General features: G+C 56.5%; 28 protein-coding genes. 16 read left to right on the top strand and 12 right to left on the bottom strand.

Going from position 1 to position 19,397, the window contains the following annotated elements; translation table 11 throughout:
• The first annotated feature begins 236 nt into the window (after positions 1-236).
• From SynRS9907_RS02125 to SynRS9907_RS02080, 10 genes are all read left to right on the top strand, one after another.
• Positions 237-452: a hypothetical protein gene (locus tag SynRS9907_RS02125; protein WP_188021668.1), complete on the top strand. Its 216-nt coding sequence runs from the start codon at positions 237-239 to the stop codon at positions 450-452.
• Between the two features lie 3 nt (positions 453-455).
• The gene (locus SynRS9907_RS02120) at positions 456-1,067 is read left to right on the top strand and encodes a phycobiliprotein lyase (protein WP_114987340.1); all 612 of its coding nucleotides are present in this window, start codon (positions 456-458) and stop codon (positions 1,065-1,067) included.
• Complete coding sequence (locus tag SynRS9907_RS02115) at positions 1,067-1,771, top strand: 15,16-dihydrobiliverdin:ferredoxin oxidoreductase (RefSeq protein WP_188021667.1); 705 nt, start codon at positions 1,067-1,069, stop codon at positions 1,769-1,771. The genes SynRS9907_RS02120 and SynRS9907_RS02115 overlap by 1 nt, the downstream gene beginning before the upstream one ends.
• Entirely contained in the window at positions 1,768-2,583 is an 816-nt protein-coding gene (locus SynRS9907_RS02110; RefSeq protein ID WP_188021666.1) for a phycoerythrobilin:ferredoxin oxidoreductase, read from the top strand. Before SynRS9907_RS02115 ends, SynRS9907_RS02110 begins: the two co-directional genes overlap by 4 nt.
• Positions 2,584-2,717: 134 nt before the next feature.
• The gene (locus SynRS9907_RS02105; RefSeq protein ID WP_114987333.1) at positions 2,718-3,236 is read left to right on the top strand and encodes a phycocyanin subunit beta; all 519 of its coding nucleotides are present in this window, start codon (positions 2,718-2,720) and stop codon (positions 3,234-3,236) included.
• Positions 3,237-3,277: 41 nt separating this feature from the next.
• Positions 3,278-3,766 (top strand): phycocyanin subunit alpha, encoded by a 489-nt coding sequence (gene cpcA / locus SynRS9907_RS02100; protein WP_115010503.1) that lies wholly within the window; start codon positions 3,278-3,280, stop codon positions 3,764-3,766.
• Positions 3,767-3,840: 74 nt separating this feature from the next.
• Positions 3,841-4,434: a chromophore lyase CpcT/CpeT gene (locus SynRS9907_RS02095; protein WP_114987327.1), complete on the top strand. Its 594-nt coding sequence runs from the start codon at positions 3,841-3,843 to the stop codon at positions 4,432-4,434.
• On the top strand, positions 4,434-5,207 hold the full coding sequence (locus SynRS9907_RS02090; RefSeq protein ID WP_188021665.1) for a HEAT repeat domain-containing protein: 774 nt from the start codon (positions 4,434-4,436) through the stop codon (positions 5,205-5,207). Before SynRS9907_RS02095 ends, SynRS9907_RS02090 begins: the two co-directional genes overlap by 1 nt.
• Positions 5,207-5,839 carry a HEAT repeat domain-containing protein gene (locus tag SynRS9907_RS02085; protein ID WP_188021664.1) on the top strand — a complete coding sequence of 211 codons (633 nt, stop codon included), beginning with the start codon at positions 5,207-5,209 and terminating at the stop codon, positions 5,837-5,839. The genes SynRS9907_RS02090 and SynRS9907_RS02085 overlap by 1 nt, the downstream gene beginning before the upstream one ends.
• Positions 5,836-6,315: a low molecular weight protein-tyrosine-phosphatase gene (locus SynRS9907_RS02080; RefSeq protein ID WP_115010500.1), complete on the top strand. Its 480-nt coding sequence runs from the start codon at positions 5,836-5,838 to the stop codon at positions 6,313-6,315. The genes SynRS9907_RS02085 and SynRS9907_RS02080 overlap by 4 nt, the downstream gene beginning before the upstream one ends.
• On the opposite strand, the gene SynRS9907_RS02075 is transcribed toward SynRS9907_RS02080, so the two are convergent.
• Entirely contained in the window at positions 6,299-7,816 is a 1,518-nt protein-coding gene (locus tag SynRS9907_RS02075; RefSeq protein WP_188022314.1) for a bifunctional pantoate--beta-alanine ligase/(d)CMP kinase, read from the bottom strand. The two genes, SynRS9907_RS02080 and SynRS9907_RS02075, sit on opposite strands and share 17 nt — an antisense overlap.
• A complete protein-coding gene (locus SynRS9907_RS02070) occupies positions 7,813-8,352 on the bottom strand; it encodes a septal ring lytic transglycosylase RlpA family protein (protein ID WP_188021663.1) in 540 nt (179 codons plus the stop codon). The genes SynRS9907_RS02075 and SynRS9907_RS02070 overlap by 4 nt, the downstream gene beginning before the upstream one ends.
• Between SynRS9907_RS02070 and SynRS9907_RS02065 the strand changes: the two genes are divergently transcribed.
• From SynRS9907_RS02065 to SynRS9907_RS02055, 3 genes are all read left to right on the top strand, one after another.
• Positions 8,351-8,515 carry a hypothetical protein gene (locus tag SynRS9907_RS02065; protein ID WP_188021662.1) on the top strand — a complete coding sequence of 55 codons (165 nt, stop codon included), beginning with the start codon at positions 8,351-8,353 and terminating at the stop codon, positions 8,513-8,515. The genes SynRS9907_RS02070 and SynRS9907_RS02065 overlap by 2 nt on opposite strands.
• A 156-nt stretch (positions 8,516-8,671) precedes the next feature.
• The gene (gene purM, locus SynRS9907_RS02060; protein ID WP_188021661.1) at positions 8,672-9,709 is read left to right on the top strand and encodes a phosphoribosylformylglycinamidine cyclo-ligase; all 1,038 of its coding nucleotides are present in this window, start codon (positions 8,672-8,674) and stop codon (positions 9,707-9,709) included.
• A gap of 117 nt (positions 9,710-9,826) precedes the next feature.
• A complete protein-coding gene (locus SynRS9907_RS02055; protein ID WP_188021660.1) occupies positions 9,827-10,459 on the top strand; it encodes a histidine phosphotransferase in 633 nt (210 codons plus the stop codon).
• Between the two features lie 9 nt (positions 10,460-10,468).
• Here SynRS9907_RS02055 and SynRS9907_RS02050 read toward each other — a convergent pair whose 3' ends face one another.
• Positions 10,469-11,455, bottom strand: coding sequence for an aldo/keto reductase (locus SynRS9907_RS02050; protein WP_188021659.1), 987 nt, complete (start codon positions 11,453-11,455; stop codon positions 10,469-10,471).
• A 27-nt stretch (positions 11,456-11,482) separates the two neighbouring features.
• On the opposite strand from SynRS9907_RS02050, the gene SynRS9907_RS02045 reads away from it, so the two are divergent.
• Both SynRS9907_RS02045 and SynRS9907_RS02040 read left to right on the top strand, forming a co-directional pair.
• Positions 11,483-11,641 carry a hypothetical protein gene (locus SynRS9907_RS02045; RefSeq protein ID WP_188021658.1) on the top strand — a complete coding sequence of 53 codons (159 nt, stop codon included), beginning with the start codon at positions 11,483-11,485 and terminating at the stop codon, positions 11,639-11,641.
• Positions 11,641-12,114: a hypothetical protein gene (locus SynRS9907_RS02040; RefSeq protein WP_255445954.1), complete on the top strand. Its 474-nt coding sequence runs from the start codon at positions 11,641-11,643 to the stop codon at positions 12,112-12,114. Before SynRS9907_RS02045 ends, SynRS9907_RS02040 begins: the two co-directional genes overlap by 1 nt.
• Before the next feature lie 1,459 nt (positions 12,115-13,573).
• On the opposite strand, the gene SynRS9907_RS02035 is transcribed toward SynRS9907_RS02040, so the two are convergent.
• The 4 genes from SynRS9907_RS02035 to SynRS9907_RS02020 are packed head-to-tail and all read right to left on the bottom strand — an operon-like array spanning position 13,574 to position 15,349.
• Complete coding sequence (locus SynRS9907_RS02035; RefSeq protein ID WP_223157668.1) at positions 13,574-13,759, bottom strand: hypothetical protein; 186 nt, start codon at positions 13,757-13,759, stop codon at positions 13,574-13,576.
• Entirely contained in the window at positions 13,740-14,237 is a 498-nt protein-coding gene (locus SynRS9907_RS02030; RefSeq protein ID WP_188021655.1) for a hypothetical protein, read from the bottom strand. The genes SynRS9907_RS02035 and SynRS9907_RS02030 overlap by 20 nt, the downstream gene beginning before the upstream one ends.
• Positions 14,191-14,688 (bottom strand): hypothetical protein, encoded by a 498-nt coding sequence (locus tag SynRS9907_RS02025; protein ID WP_188021655.1) that lies wholly within the window; start codon positions 14,686-14,688, stop codon positions 14,191-14,193. The genes SynRS9907_RS02030 and SynRS9907_RS02025 overlap by 47 nt, the downstream gene beginning before the upstream one ends.
• A complete protein-coding gene (locus SynRS9907_RS02020) occupies positions 14,642-15,349 on the bottom strand; it encodes a hypothetical protein (RefSeq protein ID WP_188021654.1) in 708 nt (235 codons plus the stop codon). The genes SynRS9907_RS02025 and SynRS9907_RS02020 overlap by 47 nt, the downstream gene beginning before the upstream one ends.
• 54 nt (positions 15,350-15,403) lie before the next feature.
• Between SynRS9907_RS02020 and SynRS9907_RS02015 the strand changes: the two genes are divergently transcribed.
• Positions 15,404-16,324, top strand: a complete 921-nt coding sequence (locus SynRS9907_RS02015; protein WP_188021653.1) for a tetratricopeptide repeat protein — start codon at positions 15,404-15,406, stop codon at positions 16,322-16,324.
• On the opposite strand, the gene SynRS9907_RS02010 is transcribed toward SynRS9907_RS02015, so the two are convergent.
• The 5 genes from SynRS9907_RS02010 to SynRS9907_RS01990 all read right to left on the bottom strand — a co-directional run bounded on the left by SynRS9907_RS02010 (position 16,316) and on the right by SynRS9907_RS01990 (position 19,386).
• Complete coding sequence (locus tag SynRS9907_RS02010; protein WP_188021652.1) at positions 16,316-16,663, bottom strand: hypothetical protein; 348 nt, start codon at positions 16,661-16,663, stop codon at positions 16,316-16,318. The two genes, SynRS9907_RS02015 and SynRS9907_RS02010, sit on opposite strands and share 9 nt — an antisense overlap.
• A gap of 1 nt (position 16,664) precedes the next feature.
• Entirely contained in the window at positions 16,665-17,234 is a 570-nt protein-coding gene (locus tag SynRS9907_RS02005) for a hypothetical protein (protein ID WP_223157667.1), read from the bottom strand.
• 62 nt (positions 17,235-17,296) lie between these two features.
• Entirely contained in the window at positions 17,297-17,782 is a 486-nt protein-coding gene (locus SynRS9907_RS02000; protein ID WP_188021650.1) for a hypothetical protein, read from the bottom strand.
• Between the two features lie 24 nt (positions 17,783-17,806).
• On the bottom strand, positions 17,807-18,388 hold the full coding sequence (locus SynRS9907_RS01995) for a hypothetical protein (RefSeq protein WP_188021649.1): 582 nt from the start codon (positions 18,386-18,388) through the stop codon (positions 17,807-17,809).
• A gap of 152 nt (positions 18,389-18,540) precedes the next feature.
• Positions 18,541-19,386: a hypothetical protein gene (locus SynRS9907_RS01990; RefSeq protein WP_188021648.1), complete on the bottom strand. Its 846-nt coding sequence runs from the start codon at positions 19,384-19,386 to the stop codon at positions 18,541-18,543.
• Positions 19,387-19,397 lie beyond the last annotated feature (11 nt).

The raw sequence follows: 19,397 nt of genomic DNA, 5'->3' as shown, positions 1-19,397 counted from the left end.
CGGGCCACCCCTGCGAAAGGGGGCTGTTCACGCAACGGTTCGTCACTTAGCCGACAAATATTGCGAGTTGATGCAGAACTCCCCAGCGGCGATAGGGCCATCTGGCGAGGAATCAGAGGGCTTTTCCAGCTTGATTTCAGGTTTTTAGACCCACATCTATTAATAAGTGGGCCGCCGTAGAGGCATCACCAGCAGATCCCTGATGCGGCTTACCCTCGTGCCACCGCAGAGCACCGATGGCCGAACCCACGCTGCAAGAACTGAACGATTCGATTGCCGAACTCGAGGCGTACCGCAACCGCCTACGCGATGACGTGATCGCCATGGGGAAAAAGCTGAAGCTGCCGCAGAAGCGAATCGACGCCACTGTTGCTGAGCATGCGGAACTGCAACGCCTCGAAGAGGTGCTGGAGCAACTGCTCAAGCAGCAAGAGATCATGACCAACGCCTGAGCGATGACGTCGTTTGTGCCGCCAATGACCATGGCGGACTTCCTCCAGGCCAGCCGCGGCACCTGGTTGAACCGCCGCTCGATTCATCACCTCGACCATCAGGACGATGAAGCAGCTGATTCCAATCTGGTGATCGAGCCATTCGATGCCTCCGACCCCGTTGTGCAGAGGGTTTGTGACGCACTGCAGGTGGCGACAGACCGCGCCGCCGGTGGAGGCCGCTTCTGGTGGGAAAGCAACCTCAAAAAGGCGGTTCGAAACGACGACTACGCCGCCGTCATTGTCGATGTGCCTGAACAGGGCAACCCTCGTAAGGGCTTTTTGCTTCGAGACGTGGGTTACGTCGAGAAGAAGTCGGTGGTGAGCACTTACACCTTCGCCGATGACGGCGTTCTCACCATCACAACCCGATACGACACGAACGTAGGAACAGAGCGTTGCTGGTTCGTGACCGATCAGGTGCGCATGCGCGTGAGTTCCGTGCAGTGCCTCGATGGCGTGTCGATGACGACGTACTGCACTGAACTGCGCTGCCCCAGCGACGACGACATCAAGGCCATGGCCGACAAGGCCCGCCAGGTCGCTGACTCACCCGTGCTGGAGACCACACACTGATGTTCGATTCCTTTCTCAACCAACTGCATCAGGGCATTCAGGAGCGGGGGGGCCAACCCGCTGCTGTACCCGAAGGATTGCAACACTGCCAATCCAGCAAAAGCGGCGGCAAGATCGAAAGCTGGCTATGGAGTGTTCCAGGCTTCCGCCGGTGGCGCGTCACCCGGCTCGATGCCGGCGACAGCCTGCAGGTTCTCAACTCAGTGGCCTATCCCGAGCACGGCCTGGACCACCCACTCATGGGGGTGGATCTGCTCTGGTTCGGCGCCCGCCAGAAATTGGTGGCCGTTCTCGACTTTCAACCGCTCATTCAAGACAAGGAGTACCTGGAGCGCCACTTCACAGGCCTCAGGGCGCTGCACGAGCAGTACCCCGAGCTGAACGGGGAGGAAACCATGCGCTCCTTCGATCCCAACCAATACTTCTCCCCTTGGTTGCTGTTCTGCCGCGGCGGTGCCGACGAAGCGGAGGGATCGCTTCCCCAAGCTTTCGATGCCTTTCTCTCGGCTTATTGGTCGATGCATGACCAGGCCAAGGGGCAGTCAGCATTGGCGGCATCCGAGGTGGAACGTCTCCAGAACGCCTACGACGTTTACAGCGCTGAACGCGATCCAGCCCACGGCTTGTTCACCAGTCACTTCGGCAAGGACTGGTCCGACCGATTCCTGCACGAATTCCTCTTCCCCGCCAGTCAGCCCGCATGAGCCTCCCCCTCCGCACGTCGAGTCTTGAACCCGTCCAGATCCCTGGATGGCGCTGGCAGCCTTTTCTCGACACCGCCGTCGCTGCTCTGGCCCCTCTGCAGCCGAAGCCTTATCCGGTGGCAGAACGATTCCTCCAAAAAGAGGGGAGCACGGGATCCAAGGCGAAACCCGTCCCCGTCAGCACGGCCACCTGGGCCTGCTCAACCGAAAAGCTGCGCCAGGTGCGCTGTGCCTGTGTTGAAGCCGGTGCCGCTGCATCAGTGCTCAATTTCGTGATCAACCCCAGCAGCCGTTTTGATCTTCCGTTCTTCGGAGCCGATCTGGTGACGCTGCCCAACGGGCACTTGCTTGCTCTCGACCTGCAGCCTGTCGACAAGACAGATCCCGATCACACGGGACCGGTCTGGCAGCGACTGATGCCCCTGTTCGAGCGCTGGCGCGCCGAACTGCCCGACGGGGGCCCCATCCCTGACGAGGCACAGCCCTATTTCTCACCTGCCTTTCTCTGGACTCGGATCCCGCTAGGGGAAGAAGGTGATGCGCTGATTGACCGCGTGATCCGTCCGGCCTTTGCGGACTACCTCAAGCTCTACCTGGCGTTGGTGGAGGAGGCACAGGCCGTGGACGATGAGCGTGCGGCACTCCTGCTCTCGGGCCAGAAGCGCTACACGGCCTATCGCGCCGAGAAAGATCCAGCCCGCGGCATGTTGACGCGCTTCTACGGCAGCGAATGGACGGAGTCGTACATCCACGGCGTGCTGTTTGACCTCGAAGAAGCCGCCGCCACTTCCTTGTCGCCGCAAGGGAGTTAAGCATTATGAACAGCTTTCGGGAGGCTCCCGAGCAGTTGGTCAGAATCGCGGACGTCGGGATCGAGGCAATAGCCTTCCGCCATCCCTCCAAGTCTGAAATTCCCTTCCAGACGTAGTTCACAGGAACAACAACCATGTTCGACGCCTTCACCAAGGTTGTCGCCCAGGCCGATGCCCGGGGACAATTCATCAGCACCAGTGAGATCGACGCCCTCGCTGCCATGGTTTCCGACAGCAACAAGCGTCTGGATGCCGTTAACCGCATCTCCAGCAACGCTTCCACCATCGTTGCTTCCGCTGCCCGCCAGCTGTTCGCTCAGCAGCCTGCTCTGATCGCCCCCGGCGGCAACGCTTACACCTCCCGCCGCATGGCCGCTTGCCTGCGCGACATGGAGATCATCCTTCGCTACGTCACCTACTCCGCTTTCACCGGCGACGCTTCCGTGATGGAAGACCGCTGCCTGAACGGCCTGCGTGAGACCTACCTGGCCCTCGGCACCCCCGGTGCTTCTGTCGCCGCCGGCGTGAACCTGATGAAGGACGCCGCTTTGGCCATCGTCAACGACAAAGCTGGCATCGCCGCTGGTGACTGCGCCTCCCTGAGCAGCGAAATCGGCACCTACTTCGACCGCGCCGCCGCCTCCGTCGCCTGATCGGCGCCTGGATTCGACGTCTTTCATTCACATAACGATCAATGAAAACTCCCCTCACCGAAGCTGTTGCAGCAGCTGATTCCCAGGGCCGCTTCCTGAGCAACACCGAAGTTCAGGCTGCCTCCGGTCGCTTCAACCGTGCCAAGGCCAGCCTCGAGGCTGCCAAGGCTCTCACCAGCAAGGCTGATTCCCTGGTGAACGGCGCTGCCCAGGCCGTGTACACCAAGTTCCCCTACACCACCCAGATGGAGGGGTCCAACTACTCCGCCACTGCGGAAGGCAAAGCCAAGTGCTCCCGTGACGTGGGCTACTACCTGCGCATGATCACCTACTGCCTCGTGGCAGGTGGCACCGGCCCTATGGACGACTACCTGATCGCTGGTCTCGACGAGATCAACCGCACCTTCGAGCTCTCCCCCTCCTGGTACGTGGAAGCTCTGAAGCACATCAAGGCCAACCACGGCCTCAGCGGCGATGCTGCTACTGAAGCCAACAGCTACATCGATTACGCCATCAACGCCCTGATCTGATCAGCCGACGTTGCGTTCCAAGCCCCCCTCGGGGGGCTTTTTTTATTGTTCTTTTTCGGCCCCATCAGAGCGCTGTGATCACCCCAAACGTTCGGCGTTTTCTCAACCTGCTCTGCGGCGAATACAGCAACCAGCAGCAAGCCTTCGACAACCCACCCCTCTATGCCCACATCTTTCTGAGGTATCGCCCGCTCATACAGCTCCATCCAGGGTCAATTCTGCTCGAACAGACCTATGCCGTTGATCCCAAGCATCCCTATCGGTTGCGCATGATCCGCGCTGAAGAGCAGGCCTCCGGCGCCATCAAGCTCTGGAATCACACCTTCCGTGATCCGGAACGCTTCGCCGGAGCCACGTTTGATCCACAACTGCGCCTTGCCATTCAGGACAGCGACCTGATCAGCCTGGATCAGTGCCACTACCAAGTGCTCGAACAGCCAGACGGCTACCACGGCGCCATGGAACCAGGCTGCAAATGCATCGTGCAACGGAATGGCAAAGACACCGTGCTGGTGAGCAGCTTTCATTTGCAGGGAGACTCCCTTGCGACCCTCGATCGCGGTCATGACCCGGAAACCAATGAGCGTTGCTGGGGCTCGGTGGCGGGACCGTTCCGGTTCAAACGAACTGAAAGCTGGACGGCCGACATGGCATCGGCCTGGGTGTGATGGAACCGCTGAGTGAAACGCAGGTGATCCAAAACCTCCGCCAGACGGAGGACCCTTCGGCGCAGTACTACGCCGCCTGGTGGCTCGGAAAAATGCGCAGCCAGCATCCCGATGCCATCCCTCTGCTGCTCAGAGCTCTTGAAGCACTGGATGCCACGCCGATTGATCCAGAGCAGCGCGGTGTCGCTCTCAACGCAATCCGTGCTCTCGGTCTGCTCAGGGACATGAGAGCGGAACAACCTCTTCTGGCGCTGCTGCACTCCAACGATTACACCGTGCGAGAGGAGGTGGTCCGCACGCTTGGTGCCATGGGCAGCTGTGGGGCTGTTGAGGGCATCCGCGCCTTGCTGTCCAGTGGATTGGAGGGAGCAGGAGCGGAGCAACCCTCATCCCCCTTGCTCAACGAACCCTGTGAAGCGTTGCTGGAAGCCCTCGGTGACATTGGTGATGGCAGCAGCAGCAACCTCGCTGTGATTCATCCGTTCACGGAGCACCCGCGGCCCTTGATTCGTTCAGCGGCCTGCCGAGCATTGCTGCAGCTGACCGGTCTTGATCAGTGGGGGATGGAACTGAAAAAGCTGCTGAACCATCCAGAACCCCTGGTGCGCCGTGGTGCGCTGCTCGACCTCGGCGCCACCGGCTGGCTCGCCGCCGTGCCCTCGATCCGCTCGGCTGCGGTGGAACCCAGCCTCAAGCTGGTTGCACTCCGAGAGGTGGCGGAACGCAACGACGACCCCGATGACGTTCTCGACGCAATGGACGGACTGCTCTGATGACCAGCACAGCATTGGACCAGGCGCTTCAGACGCTCGAGCGGGCCACCAGTACTCCTGAGCTGGTCAAAGCAACGCAAGCCCTTTGTGCACTGAACGACCTTGAGGCCGCCAAACCGCTCGTGAAGGTGCTGGGGTTCAACAATCCAGCGGTGGCAGCCGTGGCAACACAGGGGCTGATTCAACTGGGACGGGACACCATTCCCATCCTTCTGGTGAGCCTGGATGCCCGCAATTACGGCGCACGGGCCTGGGTGGTGAAGGTGATTGCCGCCCTGCGGGATCCACGGGGTCTTGACCTCCTGGAGCATGCCCTTCAGGCCGACATCGCTCCGAGCGTGCGGCGCTCCGCAACCCGTGGCCTGGCGGACTTGGAGTTCAGGGAAGACGCAGCGCACGATCAACTTGAGCGCTGTTTCAAGGGACTGCTCAAAGCCATGCGAGACGACGAGTGGGTGGTGCGTTATGCAGCGGCCTACGGACTCGAGCAACGCTTGAACAGCGCAGCTGTGTCAGCGCACCTCGCCGAACAGGGCCTGGCCGCACTGAACCAGCTCGCATCCGATGCGGAAGGTGTCAGGGTGGTGCAGCTGCGGGCTCTGAAAGCCCTCCAACGCCTCAACGCCGGATGACCCAGAAACTGTTGTTCGTCTGCCTCGGCAACATCTGCCGCTCACCGGCAGCCGAAGGCGTCTTCCTGCATCTGCTTGAAGAGCGTGGCCTCAGTGATCAGTTCGTGGTGGATTCCGCCGGAACGGGCGGATGGCATGTGGGCAACCCGGCAGACCGACGCATGCAGGCGGCCGCCAATCGCCGCGGCATCAACCTCCCCAGCCGAGCAAGGCAGATCAGCCTCGACGATTTTTCGAGTTTCGATCTGGTGCTGACCATGGATGACGACAATCTCGCAGCCGTCCAGGGACTGGCTCGCGAAGCCGGTCCCCGAGCAACGGCCAGCATCAAGCCCATGCTCAGCTACGCCGGACGGTTCTCTGAAACGGAAGTGCCGGATCCCTATTACGGGGGCGAGGCGGGCTTCGAGCATGTGCTCGACCTGCTCGAGGATGCCTGCGCCAACCTGCTCGACGAGCTCAGCCCGCCGGCGTAGGCCAGGCTTCTTCAGCCACCCGAGACCGGAACTGCCCCACCAGAGCATCGATCACAGCCTCGATGCTCATGCCATCGGTCATGAGCTCAACGGCATCGTCCGCCTGCACCAGAGGAGCCTCCTCACGGGTGCTGTCGAGATGATCCCGTTCGGCGATCTGTGCTTCAAGCTCAGATCGCTCAGGCACCGGGAAGCCCCGCTGCTCAAGATCCTGAGCCCGGCGCCGGGCCCGTTCGCCCACCGTGGCCGTAAGGAACACCTTCAGATCCGCATCCGGGAAAACAGCGGTGCCGATGTCGCGGCCTTCTGCCACCAAACCACCCTTGGCACCCATCGCTTTCTGTTGAGCGGTCAGCGCTTGCCTGACGCAACGGTGAGCGGCCACGACCGAAACCGACGCGGTGACCTCAGGCGAGCGAATCGCGTCACTCACGTCCTGCCCATTCACCAACACCTGCTGGCCACCACCGGGTAGCGACCGCAGCTGAAGGTCGAGGTCGTTCAACAGCGGTGCAATCGACGCTGCATCCTGGGGGTCCACACCGTTCTGTTGCACCAACCAGGTCACCGACCGATACATCGCACCGGTGTCGAGGTAAACCAGCCCCATCCGCTCAGCAAAGGCCCGAGTCACGGTGCTTTTGCCAGCACCGGCAGGGCCATCGATGGCAACAAGAGGCTGGCGGGTCATCAGGAAGACGTGATCAATCAAACGGGTCGTCCCGCAACGCACCGCCGCGGCCAACAGTGAGATGGCCGTTTCAGCGCCACAGGGCTGAAGGGTGCGGGGATCGACCCTCTCTACATACTCCACTTCAAGCCCTGCTTCAGCGAGGCTCTGCTGCACCGAAGTCTCGGGATCGCTGGGATCGGCACGACGCAGTGCCGCCGGCAGAGCAGCCGCTCGAGCCCGATCAGCAGAGGAGAGGTATTGGTTTCGGGAGCTCAACGCCAAACCATCGGATTCACGAACGGTGGGAACGCCCTGCACCGCCACGCCCAGATCAAGATCGGCCACGAGCCGGCGCAGGATCACCAGCTGCTGCCAGTCCTTCTCACCCAGCCAAAGGCAGGACGGCTCCACCAGCTGCAGCAGTCGGGCCACGACCGTGACCACACCATCAAAGTGACCGGGACGGGAGACTCCACAAAGATGGGTCTGCAGCTCTGCCGGTGCTGAGCGCGACACCACGGACTGGAGTCCACCGGGATAGACCGCGTCGACAGCCGGAGCCCAAAGGGCATGGGCGCCACAACGTTCGGCTAAATCGCGATCCGCTTCGAGGGTTCGCGGGTAGCGATCAAAGTCTTCAGCTGGCCCGAATTGGAGTGGGTTAACGAACACACTCACCAGCACAGGACCCCGTGCTGCAGCGAGGCGGATCAGCTCACCATGACCCTGGTGCAACCCCCCCATGGTGGGCACGAATTGCAGAGGTCCACCGAGGTTGGCCCGGAAGCGTTCCAGCTCGGCCTGGGTGGAGAGAACGACGCAGCTCAGCGCAGCACCTCAAGCTTGACCTGGGCAATTCCAGAGGCTGTCAGTCCCAGGTCAGAGGCGGCGCCGTGGCCCAGGTCGATCACCCGGTGATCAATAAAAGGTCCGCGATCGTTGATGCGGATCACGGCCGTGCGCCCGTTCCAGAGGTTGGTGACGCGCACTTTTGTTCCAAAGGGAAGCGTGCGGTGGGCCGCCGTCATCGTGCCGCGTTTGTAAACCTCACCGTTGGCCGTGAGGTTGCCGTAAAAACCGGGGCCGTACCAACTGGCCTCACCAGTGATGACCTTCACCACTTCTGGAACGACCTTCAGCTTCGGCTGAGGGAGTTCAGGGGAAGGATGGACAAGAACCGGTTTGACCTCCGCGGGAGAAAGCGTTGCCTGCAGCCCAGGGGCCTGGGGCTCGACCACCGGATCCAGAGGGTCAAGGGGCTCTGCACCGTTGAGCGAAAGGAAATCGCTGGCCACGACCGGCAGGAGTGCAGCACTGCCTGAGATCGCTCCGGAGAGCGTGGCCAACGTCAGGAGGACTCGCATGCAGAACGGCGTGGCCAAGGTCTTGGAACTGAGCGCGCAGTTCTCGACCGTTGGCAGGCATCACAAAAAAGATTGTTGTGAACTTAAAAAGGGTGCTCTTGGAAAGAAACTGGGCGCCATCAGAGCGATCGGCACAGCCACCCAGACCCGCCTCTTTCGCTAATCCGCGTGCCGACTGGCAGATCAACGCCGGAATGCAAGCACCCGGGCATAAGCTGAGAGAGGACAGTCGATAAGCACAGCTAATCAGCCGCTGTGCCGACAAGCCAATCAGCACAGGTTCTGCGGCATTGCAGGATCAATGCATCGGATTCATTCCATGGATTACAAGAGCGCTGGAGTTGACGTTGAGGCCGGGCGCGCGTTCGTGCAACGCATCAAGGCGTCTGTGGAAGCCACCCACCGACCGGAGGTCATCGGCGGCCTTGGCGGTTTTGGCGGGCTGATGCGTCTTCCAGCCGGATTGCGCAAGCCCCTGCTGGTCTCAGGCACCGATGGCGTCGGAACCAAACTTGAGCTGGCCCAGGAGCATGGCAGCCATCACGGCGTGGGCATCGACCTGGTGGCGATGTGTGTCAACGACGTGATCACCTCAGGAGCCGCGCCGCTCTTCTTCCTGGATTACATGGCCACCGGGGCCTTAGCGCCATCGGCAATGGCCGAGGTCGTTGAAGGAATCGCCGATGGCTGCAGGCAGAGCGGCTGCGCCCTCCTCGGCGGCGAAACGGCAGAGATGCCGGGGTTTTACCCGAAGGGGCGCTACGACCTCGCCGGCTTTTGTGTGGCCGTCGTCGAAGAAGACGAGCTCATTGACGGCCAGCGCATCCAACCTGGCGACAGCGTGATCGGTGTGGCCAGCAGCGGCGTGCACAGCAACGGCTTCAGCCTGGTGCGCAAGGTGCTGGAGAAGGCCAACGCCAATGCGAACACCTTGTATGGCGACGACCAGCGCCCTCTCATCGACGACCTGCTGGCGCCGACAACCCTGTATGCCGACCTGGTGCAGCACCTGCTGCAGAGCGGATGCGAGCTCCACGGCATGGCCCATATCACCGGCGGAGGACTCCCGGAAAACCTGCCGCGCTGCCTGCCGGATGGCTGCTCTGCGCGCATCGATGCCTCCAGCATGACAAGACCACCCCTGTTCCGATGGCTGCAGGAGGCCGGAGACATTCCCGAAAGAGACCTTTGGCACACGTTCAACCTCGGCATCGGTTTCTGCCTGGTGGTGCCGGCTGGGAGCGAAACCGCTGTGATCGAGCATTGCCGCGGCAAGAACCATCGGGCTTGGGTGATTGGCAACGTGACGTCCAACACCCCAGGCAGCGCCGCTGTTCTGGAGGGTGTTCCCTCCTGATTGCGTCAGTTTCAGACAGGTTTAAAGCAGTCGACCACGCCCCAGAAGGGATCGAATAGGCTGCCCTGGAGCACATCGGAACCTTTTCCGATAGCGGCGTCAATACATCTTTTTTCAATGCCTTTTGATAAGCCCCAGCGCATTACGCGCCGTCGATCGTCTGCAGGCCCTGTTCCTCCGAGGCGTCCTTTGCCTTCAGGCCAGGACAGGCAAAAGGGCTACAGGCAGGGTCCACGACCCACTTTTCTCACGCTCCGGGATCACGGCAAGGTGTTCGTGGCCGACATGCCCCACCTTTCGGATGGGCAACTGGCTCACATCGGCAAGGAAGCCCAGGAGGTTTTGGAAAGCCTCGAACGGCGGATTCAAGACATGGAGCAGGAGCTCAGTCATGGTCCTCAGGAGCGCGACACCCTGATCAAGGCGTCCACCAAGCGCGATGTCACACGCAGGTTCATCCGAGCCATTCAGGACGAGCAGGAACATCGCCAGAACAACCCCGCTCTAAGGAGCGCTGCTGGCGAATCGCTTCCGCGCACCTTTCTGGAGGTCGCCCGGCATCGACTGCCTGGGGCAACCTTTGATTCCTTGCTGCAGGAAGCCCTCGCCGCCTGTGCCCAGCAACAGGACACTGCCCCAGCCCCCACTCGCCTGGAACCCTCGCAGGACAAAGTCGTTCCGATTCGCAATGACGGCGACAGCCTCCCGGTGGTGGTGAGTCCAGCCCCTGAATCCGCCTCGGAGGCCTGAGCACAACACTCAGCGGCTCTGAAAAGGATTGGCGGGCATCCGCTCGCTGCAATGGAGCCGGGCCGCATCCAACCGCTGAAACTCCTGCGGTGACAATGACCACTGCAGCGCAGCGGCGACATCCCTGGCCTGCTCTGGAGTTCGCAGCCCCGGGATCGGCGTTGTGCCAAGAGCTCTGCACCAGTTCAAAGCGACTTGAACCATCGATGCCCCGCGATCGATCGCGATGGCCTGCATCGCACTGCGCAACTCAAGACTTGCCGGAAGCAGACGCTGGAACAGGCGTTGTCTCAACCAGGTGACAGGACGCCTCTCCTCAGACCCGGGAGCACAACCCAGCACGCCGAAAGCCAGAGGGCTGTAGGCCAACACCTCCACGCCAAGCTCCCTGCTGACGGCAATCAACTCGCGCAGCTGATCATCCGCAGGTGCCAAGAGCGAGCACTGCACCTGAACGCTGCGCAGGGAAACGCCCCGCTCCAACAGACGGCGATGGATCAACAGCAGGCGCTGGGGGCCCAGGTTGGACAGGCCCAACTCCTCAACCCGGCCGGACAGAACAAGATCAGCCAAGCCATCAAGAAGGCCTGTCTCTTGCCAGGGCGCGTAGCGCGCTGTGCTCCAGTGCAGCTGCACCCGCCGAAGCTGCCCCTTAAGCCTCGTTCGACTGGCCTCAAAGGCGGCATCAAAGCCCCGACGCCCCCATCGCCAGGGGAATGGGGCCAACTTCGTGGCCACCGTCAACTGGGATCGACGCAGGGCTGGCAACTCGGCCATGAAGTCGCCAAGCAACGCTTCACTGCGTCCACTCAGGCTCCCCGTTCCATAGGAATCCGCCGTGTCGATCAAGTTGAGCCCAGAGCTGAGGGCCTGACGAAACGTGGCACGAAGTCGAGCGTCGTCCCGCCGGGCGTCGTATCCCCAAACCGCCTTGTTGCCCCAGGCCCAGGTGCCGAAACCGATGCCGTTCAACGGGGCGATGCTGCTGCCAGCCATGATCGCCACAGCCCGTCCCGTTGCGTCATGACCGCATCCCCCGCGCAGGAACCTGCGCGATCGACCAATCAAGCCGTGGAGGGATCGACTGCGGACGCGGAACGCATCCTCTGCAACCACTGCCGCAGAACCGCCCGCAATGGCATTCGCTGCCTGGGCATGTGCGTTGCCGACAGCGATTACTGATGATTCATCTCTGGATGGCGCCACTGCTGCTTGCCGTGCCAGCAACGGCCAATCCAACCTGGGCCTTTGGCCGTTTGGAGCACAGGCCTGAGCATTGCCGCATCTTTGTCGGTGGGCGTTCTTTGGCCTGCAAGCGCCTGCAGATCAGCTCGAACGGAAGCCGTGGCCTGCGACTTCGATTCATCGGAGATGATCAAGAAACGGGCGGCACTTATCAGCTGAGCTTCGTCAGCCTTGATGGAGACCAAGGCAGTCCGCTCAGCTGTGACAACTCAGGTTGCCGCGTGGATTCACGCCGCTGGAGCGCAACCCTGCTCAGCACATCATGGGTTCGCTTTGATGCCGGAGGCCTCCCCAAAGGCCTACCTGCAACCCGCATGACCAAGGGGCGTTGCTGGATTGATGCGGACACCGTGAGCTGCGAGAGCCACTCACGCAACGTTGCCAAAATGAGCGCGCAGGCTCAACTGTGATGAGGAGCCAAAGGCGGCACCCAGATTCGAACCAAGAGCGAATTCCTTTAAAGCAAGCTACTTAGGATTATTTTACTGATCGAGCACAATGAGCTTTATCTATTAAAAAACTTTCGATGCGGCCTCAACTACCCCAAAATTCGCGATTTAACGGAGCCTGTATAGCATAAAAACCCAAAGCCGGCTTGCAACTTGCATTAAAAAGGCCTCGTACAAAGGATGCAGTCCACAAAAAATGTAACCCTTACCTCGAACAAGGACACATTAAATACGAACAATTAACTCACTTCACGAATGCGAAAAGAATTCAAAACCTTGCCTTGGCGCTGCCCCCCTACTCGAGCTGCTTACGCTTAAAAGACCTCTAGGTCCACACATGATGGAAACGCAACAAGAATGTTTTTCAAAATCACAGGAGATCCTGACAAGACGAGCATTTTGCAAAGCTACAGATCAAAATTTTTCAGCACCCATTGACAATACTGTAAAATGGAGCAGCTCTGACTCTAGAGAGAACCGTGGAAACGCCAAAAATACCTAACATTACTCGTAAAACAGGCTTTATCGGCGCTGGCTCAATCTCATTAATCCTTTTACTTGCGTATGGCTCAGTACATTTTAAAATCACTAGTCGTCTAAGTAAATGTAATTTACATATTGAAGAGCTAATAAGTCTTTACGCTTCTCCGGACGTTGACTCCATTTTGGCCAAGGACGCATCTCGAGCTAAGGAGCTTTTTGATAGCTTAAACAAAAATAACTGCAAAGCAAATGAATTCGTGAAGCCCAAATATACAGAATTATACAATCTGTTATCGCTCTAGGCTTGATTAACTTTAACCGTCTAAACCATATCTTCGCTTTTCCAGGCCTCACCAAATCCTGCCAACAGGACTTGCAAAGGCTTGCAACAGTTTTCAATAGATATCTAGCTTTATTTACGTATGTTTCTGCTACAACTTTCACGAATCACACACCAGCCTTAGGCGCCTCAATATCCAGAGAACGCCTAATGCAATCTGCGAATGACTTACCTTTTTTTACACGCAAGCTCTTCACTGAAGCAACAGCCAGCGAATTTAACTCTGACCATGGCTATCTGCGCAATTATTATAATCACTTAAAAGATTATGCTCAAGCGCATAGCAGAAACGACGAGCTAAATCAACTATTAAAAGCGTTTCACTCACTTCACCACCCAGCGCACGACAAAGACCTTACAATAGCCCTCGAAGAGATCTACAAATACGACAAATTTCTTCGAGATTTTGACGAATACTTTGCTCAATTAAATCTCAGAAACAGCAAAATATTTAATATAAAAGCAAAGCCAATTCCTGAGCTTCCGGAAATACCAAAAACAGTATCAATAGATATTCCAGCAATCGTTGCAATCCAAAATCATCCCAAGCGGCTTTCACAGATTGAGGGGATTTCAAGCAACAATAATGCTGAAAAATCAATTAACCAGGCCCTGCAGCAGGAGCAGCAACGCCTCCTCGCCCTCAGCAACGAGCAGCGCCAAAACCAGGCCCTGCAGCAGGAGCAGCAACGCCTCCTCGCCCTCAGCAACGAGCAGCGCCAAAACCAGGCCCTGCAGCAGGAGCAGCAACGCCTCCTTGCCCTCAGCAACGAGCAGCGCCAAAACCAGGCCCTGCAGCAGGAGCAGCAACGCCTACCAGGCCCTGCAGCAGGAGCAGCAACGCCTCCTCGCCCTCAGCAACGAGCAGCGCCAGCACCAGGCCCTGCAGCAGGAGCAGCAACGCCTCCTCGCCCTCAGCAACGAGCAGCGCCAAAACCAGGCCCTGCAGCAGGAGCAGCAACGCCTCCTTGCCCTCAGCAACGAGCAGCGCCAAAACCAGGCCCTGCAGCAGGAGCAGCAACGCCTCCTCGCCCTCAGCAACGAGCAGCGCCAAAACCAGGCCCTGCAGCAGGAGCAGCAACGCCTCCTCGCCCTCAGCAACGAGCAGCGCCAAAACCAGGCCCTGCAGCAGGAGCAGCAACGCCTCCTTGCCCTCAGCAACGAGCAGCGTCAAAACCAGGCCCTGCAGCAGGAGCAGCAACGCCTCCTCGCCCTCAGCAACGAGCAGCGCCAAAACCAGGCCCTGCAGCAGGAGCAGCAACGCCTACCAGGCCCTGCAGCAGGAGCAGCAACGCCTCCTCGCCCTCAGCAACGAGCAGCGCCAGCACCAGGCCCTGCAGCAGGAGCAGCAACGCCTCCTCGCCCTCAGCAACGAGCAGCGCCAAAACCAGGCCCTGCAGCAGGAGCAGCAACGCCTCCTTGCCCTCAGCAACGAGCAGCGCCAAAACCAGGCCCTGCAGCAGGAGCAGCAACGCCTCCTCGCCCTCAGCAACGAGCAGCGCCAAAACCAGGCCCTGCAGCAGGAGCAGCAACGCCTCCTCGCCCTCAGCAACGAGCAGCGCCAAAACCAGGCCCTGCAGCAGGAGCAGCAACGCCTCCTTGCCCTCAGCAACGAGCAGCGTCAAAACCAGGCCCTGCAGCAGGAGCAGCAACGCCTCCTCGCCCTCAGCAACGAGCAGCGCCAAAACCAGGCCCTGCAGCAGGAGCAGCAACGCCTACCAGGCCCTGCAGCAGGAGCAGCAACGCCTCCTCGCCCTCAGCAACGAGCAGCGCCAGCACCAGGCCCTGCAGCAGGAGCAGCAACGCCTCCTCGCCCTCAGCAACGAGCAGCGCCAAAACCAGGCCCTGCAGCAGGAGCAGCAACGCCTCCTTGCCCTCAGCAACGAGCAGCGCCAAAACCAGGCCCTGCAGCAGGAGCAGCAACGCCTCCTCGCCCTCAGCAACGAGCAGCGCCAAAACCAGGCCCTGCAGCAGGAGCAGCAACGCCTCCTCGCCCTCAGCAACGAGCAGCGCCAAAACCAGGCCCTGCAGCAGGAGCAGCAACGCCTCCTTGCCCTCAGCAACGAGCAGCGTCAAAACCAGGCCCTGCAGCAGGAGCAGCAACGCCTCCTCGCCCTCAGCAACGAGCAGCGCCAAAACCAGGCCCTGCAGCAGGAGCAGCAACGCCTCCTTGCCCTCAGCAACGAGCAGCGCCAAAACCAGGCCCTGCAGCAGGAGCAGCAACGCCTCCTCGCCCTCAGCAACGAGCAGCGCCAGCACCAGGCCCTGCAGCAGGAGCAGCAACGCCTCCTTGCCCTCAGCAACGAGCAGCGTCACAACCAGGCCCTGCAGCAGGAGCAGCAACGCCTCCTCGCCCTCAGCAAGCAAAAGCAACAAAATGCTGCTCTGCGGAGAGAACAAGCCCAGCTACGCCAACTTACGACTGAAATGAATTTTCAAGAGTTACTCGACAACCCCACATATTTAATTTCAGGAAACAAAATCAACTCCAAGGAAAGAGAAAAGAATTACATGCTTGGCGACGACTTCCCTTCCTTATCACCAGGCGCCTCAATTGAAAGCAAAAGAGATCTTTTAAGGCAACTTGACCAGCTCAAAGAGAAGCAACAAAAACTGATTTCAGATAGGATCAAACTTCTAGAACAACGGATGCAAATAGAGGGCTACGAATTACCAAATGACACCATGAACACCGAAAAAGATTTACCAAACGAGCAGACCACCAGACAAATCCAGGGCATTAACAAGACAGCCTCGAAGAAACAAGTGATATCAACAAAGACAAGTGATACATCTCACAAGGCAGATCTAGATGACGCAAAATCCCTCATCAAACAAGGAAAAGCCTCATTAGCCCTATCAAGGCTCAAAAGCCTAGACGAAAGTGCCAAAAAAATATCTGAATACCACTTCTTAACTGGACGTGCATACCAAGAACTGAAATTAAATACAGAGTCACTTGAAAGCTACTCACTTGCAATTCATATCAACCCAGACAATGACAAATACTGGATCAACAGAGGACTAATCAAGGGAGCACTCAAGGATCCCCAGGGCTCCTTAAAAGACCTGACAAAGGCTTTAAGCATCAGAGAAAGCTCACAAGCCTATTTGAATCGAGGCGTAACCAACGCCTCACTCAATAATCTGTCCACGGCAATCGAAGATTTAAACAATGCAATCCAACTAGACCCTAATTACTCACAGGCCTACAGAAATAGAGGAATCATCCATAAGCACAGAGGAGACAAATATACAGCCTGTACGGACTGGAAGAAAGCACACCAACTGGGGGACTCAGAAGTTAAAACATGGATTGATGCATACTGCACGAAACAATCATCTTGATTTATAGTAAACAGTACCCTTATTTGTCTCTACACGAATACCCTTTGTCTTATCGCCGACGGAAACAGAACTGTAGAACTCATTTTGATCGAGTTTTTTATCATTAAAAGGAGTGCCAAAACCAGGCCTCAGAGGATCTACCGGCGGGCCATAGTGAGCATTTATACCAGAACCAACATCAACATTCTTTTTTTTAAAAAGAGATGAATGATGCTTAATACATAGCGTATCCTCATTTACACCAGAAGGATTATTCGGAGAACATTCTTCAGAACGAGAGGGGAAAGCAAAAGAAATTAGACCACATAACAATAGAAGAGGAAGAAAAAAATTTATCAACCTACAAAGCCCTATCTGTAACTGGCTTCAGGGCAGGCAGTGGAAGCGACTTCTTCTTGGACTGTGATGGCCGCTCTTTTGGAGATACCTGTGCAACCTTTTCCATCATTGCTCGATAGTCTTCACAAGGGGCAAGCAGAGGAAATTGCATAGGATCGACACGTATATTCTTCTTCAAAAGGTCATCGCAAGCTTTAATCATCGAAAGCTCGGAGGCAATTTTTCTATCTTTTGTTATCTCACCGGCAATTTCTTTACAGTATCTATTCAGCTTGGACATAAAGGGAATAACCACCCCAGCCGTAAACTGATAATTATTATTTTGGTTATGAACATCTTGAAGAGGGTCAATTTGGTATGCATCTACTTTTCCAACATTTCCAGTCATAAAAAGCTTTGGGGTCCTGCATGTAATGCCACCTCCAAAGCCCAAATCATTGGCATACGCATTATTAACTTGTGTATTAACATTAGTACCTCCAGTAGTCACCGACGAGGCAGAAGGCGCTGCACTATTCGAAACAGTGGATTGGTTGGTCGTTGATTGAGAAAATGCGTTTTGCGCTTCCAACACAAAACAGCTCAACAACAAAACAAGATGCTTTCTTAGATTTTTCTTAAACATCGTTGCTTCTAAAATGCATCGTCAAAAGATTCAGAAAACGTGAGTGCATTTTGCTGAGCTCGCAACTCCGTCTCCATAATTATAGTAGCACTGCTAGATGCCTTACTTATTGTGCCGTCAGGAACAGCATTTTCTTTAGTTTTTACCAAAGTTTTCAAGGAGCTGCCTTCTCCATACTCAACAAGCGAAAAATGGTTTATTCCTCCCAACTCCACTAATGACGAATTTGGCGAAACCTCAAAATCAGCAATTTTTCCCGACGCTAAGGGCGGAGCACTTGGACTTACAATATTAACATCGACTGAATTACCTGCCTCTAATTGATTACCTTGAACAGTATTTGAAGTCACTGCTCTAACTACTGTGGAAACCGAATAACCTCTTTCGACAGTAGTGGAAGGCCTACTATCATCTGTAAGCTGCTGAGCAGAAACAGCTGAATTCCTAAAGAATAAAAGAGCCAAAAAAGAAAGAATATAAACTAAACTCTTCATCACAAAAATTAAGAATGCGGAGTGCTAGAAGGCCTGCTGAAAAACAGACGTGAATGAAGTAGATTTAATATCAGCATTGGTTGATGTATCAATCGTTGAAGAGGCAGCCGCAGAAGAAACTCTGGTGTTTTCTTCAGAGTCAAGCGCGTCAAGTGTCTCCGTTTCAGCCACAAATTGACTTGAGGGATCAAGTACTAAATTGTTTGAACCTGAAATGCCGGTGAAGTCAACATCACCAGCCCCTAAGGTATTTGACGTACTCGAGATCTCGTTAGAATTATATTGAGTAGCATCAGAAGCCTTCAAATTCACAATATTACCGGTAAGAGTTGAATTTTCTCCGCCAACTGATGTCCGAAGACAACCACCAGTAGGACAAGATTCCTGCAAACCTTGAGTTCCATCGGCATCGGCTCCCAAAGCGTTAAGTTTCAAACTTGAAGAGGAACTCGATTTCGTACCTGGGGAAGCATTGAGATTAGCGCTGGCACCGAACGTCGTACTTGACCCGACAGTCAAGGACGAGCTTCCTCCGGTAGTGTTACTTCGATTGACAGTTGAACCCTTGATGGATTCAAGTTCTTGACCTGAGACAAGTGCAGGCAATTCAACAGTCTGTGCACAAGTACTCGAAGACGAGAAGAGTCCACAGATAGCCAATGAGACCAAAAACAAAATTCTGTGTTTCATGACATTTGTGCCTCAGAAAAAATAAGGCCTTTGCCTGCCGACAAAGGCCTTCAAGTAATAGGCCCAGCTCAATAAGCTTGAGCGAAGGAACTCACAAACTGACTGCTGCTTGCGTTAGCAGTAGCAGTAGTACCAACATTACCTGATGCGCCACCACTAGCCGTTCCTGCTGCTCCAGTATTTACACCTGAGCCTTTCTCAATAGTAGAGTCAAAGCTAGATGCATCAGATGCAGTTAGGTTTGCATTGGTGCCAATACCATTGACGGTAACATTGTTCGTATTACCGGCTGTATCAAACTCTTTAGAGAATGAACCGGAAATTGTGCCTGAATTCGAGCTTGAACTCGTTAGAGTTTCAGTGATATCAGACTTTAACTGCTTCGAATACTCAGCCTTAACGGATTCATATTCAGAAGAAGAGATTTTGGTCCTCGTCCTGTTACGACGATTCCACCACCAATAACCACCTGAGGTAGTATCTTGAGTGAAATCTTTTTGAACCTCAGTCTCTGTCAAGCCTGAGGCCACCTCATCAACATTAGAGATGAGGTTTGTCGTAGGAGCACTAGTTACACTCGATGTACCAATCACCTGATTGATAGTCGAAGCAGCAACACCAAATTTGGCGTTGGAGGTGACGTTGTAATCAGGCGTGGATGATGCATTGACACTTGCTCCAACAATAGTGCTGGCGCCAACGCTGAATGCATCATTGGTTCCGACAGAGTTGCTGTACTGAACGGTACCTTTCGATACTTCCCCTGTACCAACATCAATTGTTGGTGCTTTCATGCCCGGAGTTAGATCCGGAACTGCTGCTGTTGTTGATTGAGAGAGGGCCACAGAAGGCCCTCCCAGAATCAAACCGGCTGTAAAAGCAGCAGAAAATGAAAACTTAGATAAGCTTTTCATGTTTCCATAGA

Origin of the sequence: Synechococcus sp. RS9907 (assembly GCF_014279615.1) — a bacterium.
Taxonomy (GTDB): Bacteria; Cyanobacteriota; Cyanobacteriia; order PCC-6307; family Cyanobiaceae; genus Parasynechococcus.
The sequence above is the reverse complement of the archived record's forward strand: the minus strand, read 5'-3'. Positions and strand labels throughout refer to the sequence as shown.

What these genes read in the sequence shown, in the direction of transcription:
- purM (WP_188021661.1), top strand. Translation starts at nt 8,672, where the DNA reads ATGGATTACAAGAGCGCTGGAGTTGACGTTGAGGCCGGGCGCGCGTTC.
- SynRS9907_RS02110 (WP_188021666.1), top strand. Translation starts at nt 1,768, where the DNA reads ATGAGCCTCCCCCTCCGCACGTCGAGTCTTGAACCCGTCCAGATCCCT.
- SynRS9907_RS02000 (WP_188021650.1), bottom strand. Translation starts at nt 17,782, where the DNA reads ATGAAGAGTTTAGTTTATATTCTTTCTTTTTTGGCTCTTTTATTCTTT.
- SynRS9907_RS02015 (WP_188021653.1), top strand. Translation starts at nt 15,404, where the DNA reads ATGAATTTTCAAGAGTTACTCGACAACCCCACATATTTAATTTCAGGA.
- SynRS9907_RS02085 (WP_188021664.1), top strand. Translation starts at nt 5,207, where the DNA reads ATGACCAGCACAGCATTGGACCAGGCGCTTCAGACGCTCGAGCGGGCC.
- SynRS9907_RS02115 (WP_188021667.1), top strand. Translation starts at nt 1,067, where the DNA reads ATGTTCGATTCCTTTCTCAACCAACTGCATCAGGGCATTCAGGAGCGG.
- cpcA (WP_115010503.1), top strand. Translation starts at nt 3,278, where the DNA reads ATGAAAACTCCCCTCACCGAAGCTGTTGCAGCAGCTGATTCCCAGGGC.
- SynRS9907_RS02120 (WP_114987340.1), top strand. Translation starts at nt 456, where the DNA reads ATGACGTCGTTTGTGCCGCCAATGACCATGGCGGACTTCCTCCAGGCC.
- SynRS9907_RS02045 (WP_188021658.1), top strand. Translation starts at nt 11,483, where the DNA reads ATGACCGCATCCCCCGCGCAGGAACCTGCGCGATCGACCAATCAAGCC.
- SynRS9907_RS02105 (WP_114987333.1), top strand. Translation starts at nt 2,718, where the DNA reads ATGTTCGACGCCTTCACCAAGGTTGTCGCCCAGGCCGATGCCCGGGGA.
- SynRS9907_RS02040 (WP_255445954.1), top strand. Translation starts at nt 11,641, where the DNA reads ATGATTCATCTCTGGATGGCGCCACTGCTGCTTGCCGTGCCAGCAACG.
- SynRS9907_RS02065 (WP_188021662.1), top strand. Translation starts at nt 8,351, where the DNA reads ATGCAGAACGGCGTGGCCAAGGTCTTGGAACTGAGCGCGCAGTTCTCG.
- SynRS9907_RS02090 (WP_188021665.1), top strand. Translation starts at nt 4,434, where the DNA reads ATGGAACCGCTGAGTGAAACGCAGGTGATCCAAAACCTCCGCCAGACG.
- SynRS9907_RS02050 (WP_188021659.1), bottom strand. Translation starts at nt 11,455, where the DNA reads ATGGCTGGCAGCAGCATCGCCCCGTTGAACGGCATCGGTTTCGGCACC.
- SynRS9907_RS01990 (WP_188021648.1), bottom strand. Translation starts at nt 19,386, where the DNA reads ATGAAAAGCTTATCTAAGTTTTCATTTTCTGCTGCTTTTACAGCCGGT.
- SynRS9907_RS02070 (WP_188021663.1), bottom strand. Translation starts at nt 8,352, where the DNA reads ATGCGAGTCCTCCTGACGTTGGCCACGCTCTCCGGAGCGATCTCAGGC.
- SynRS9907_RS02080 (WP_115010500.1), top strand. Translation starts at nt 5,836, where the DNA reads ATGACCCAGAAACTGTTGTTCGTCTGCCTCGGCAACATCTGCCGCTCA.
- SynRS9907_RS02055 (WP_188021660.1), top strand. Translation starts at nt 9,827, where the DNA reads ATGCCTTTTGATAAGCCCCAGCGCATTACGCGCCGTCGATCGTCTGCA.
- SynRS9907_RS02125 (WP_188021668.1), top strand. Translation starts at nt 237, where the DNA reads ATGGCCGAACCCACGCTGCAAGAACTGAACGATTCGATTGCCGAACTC.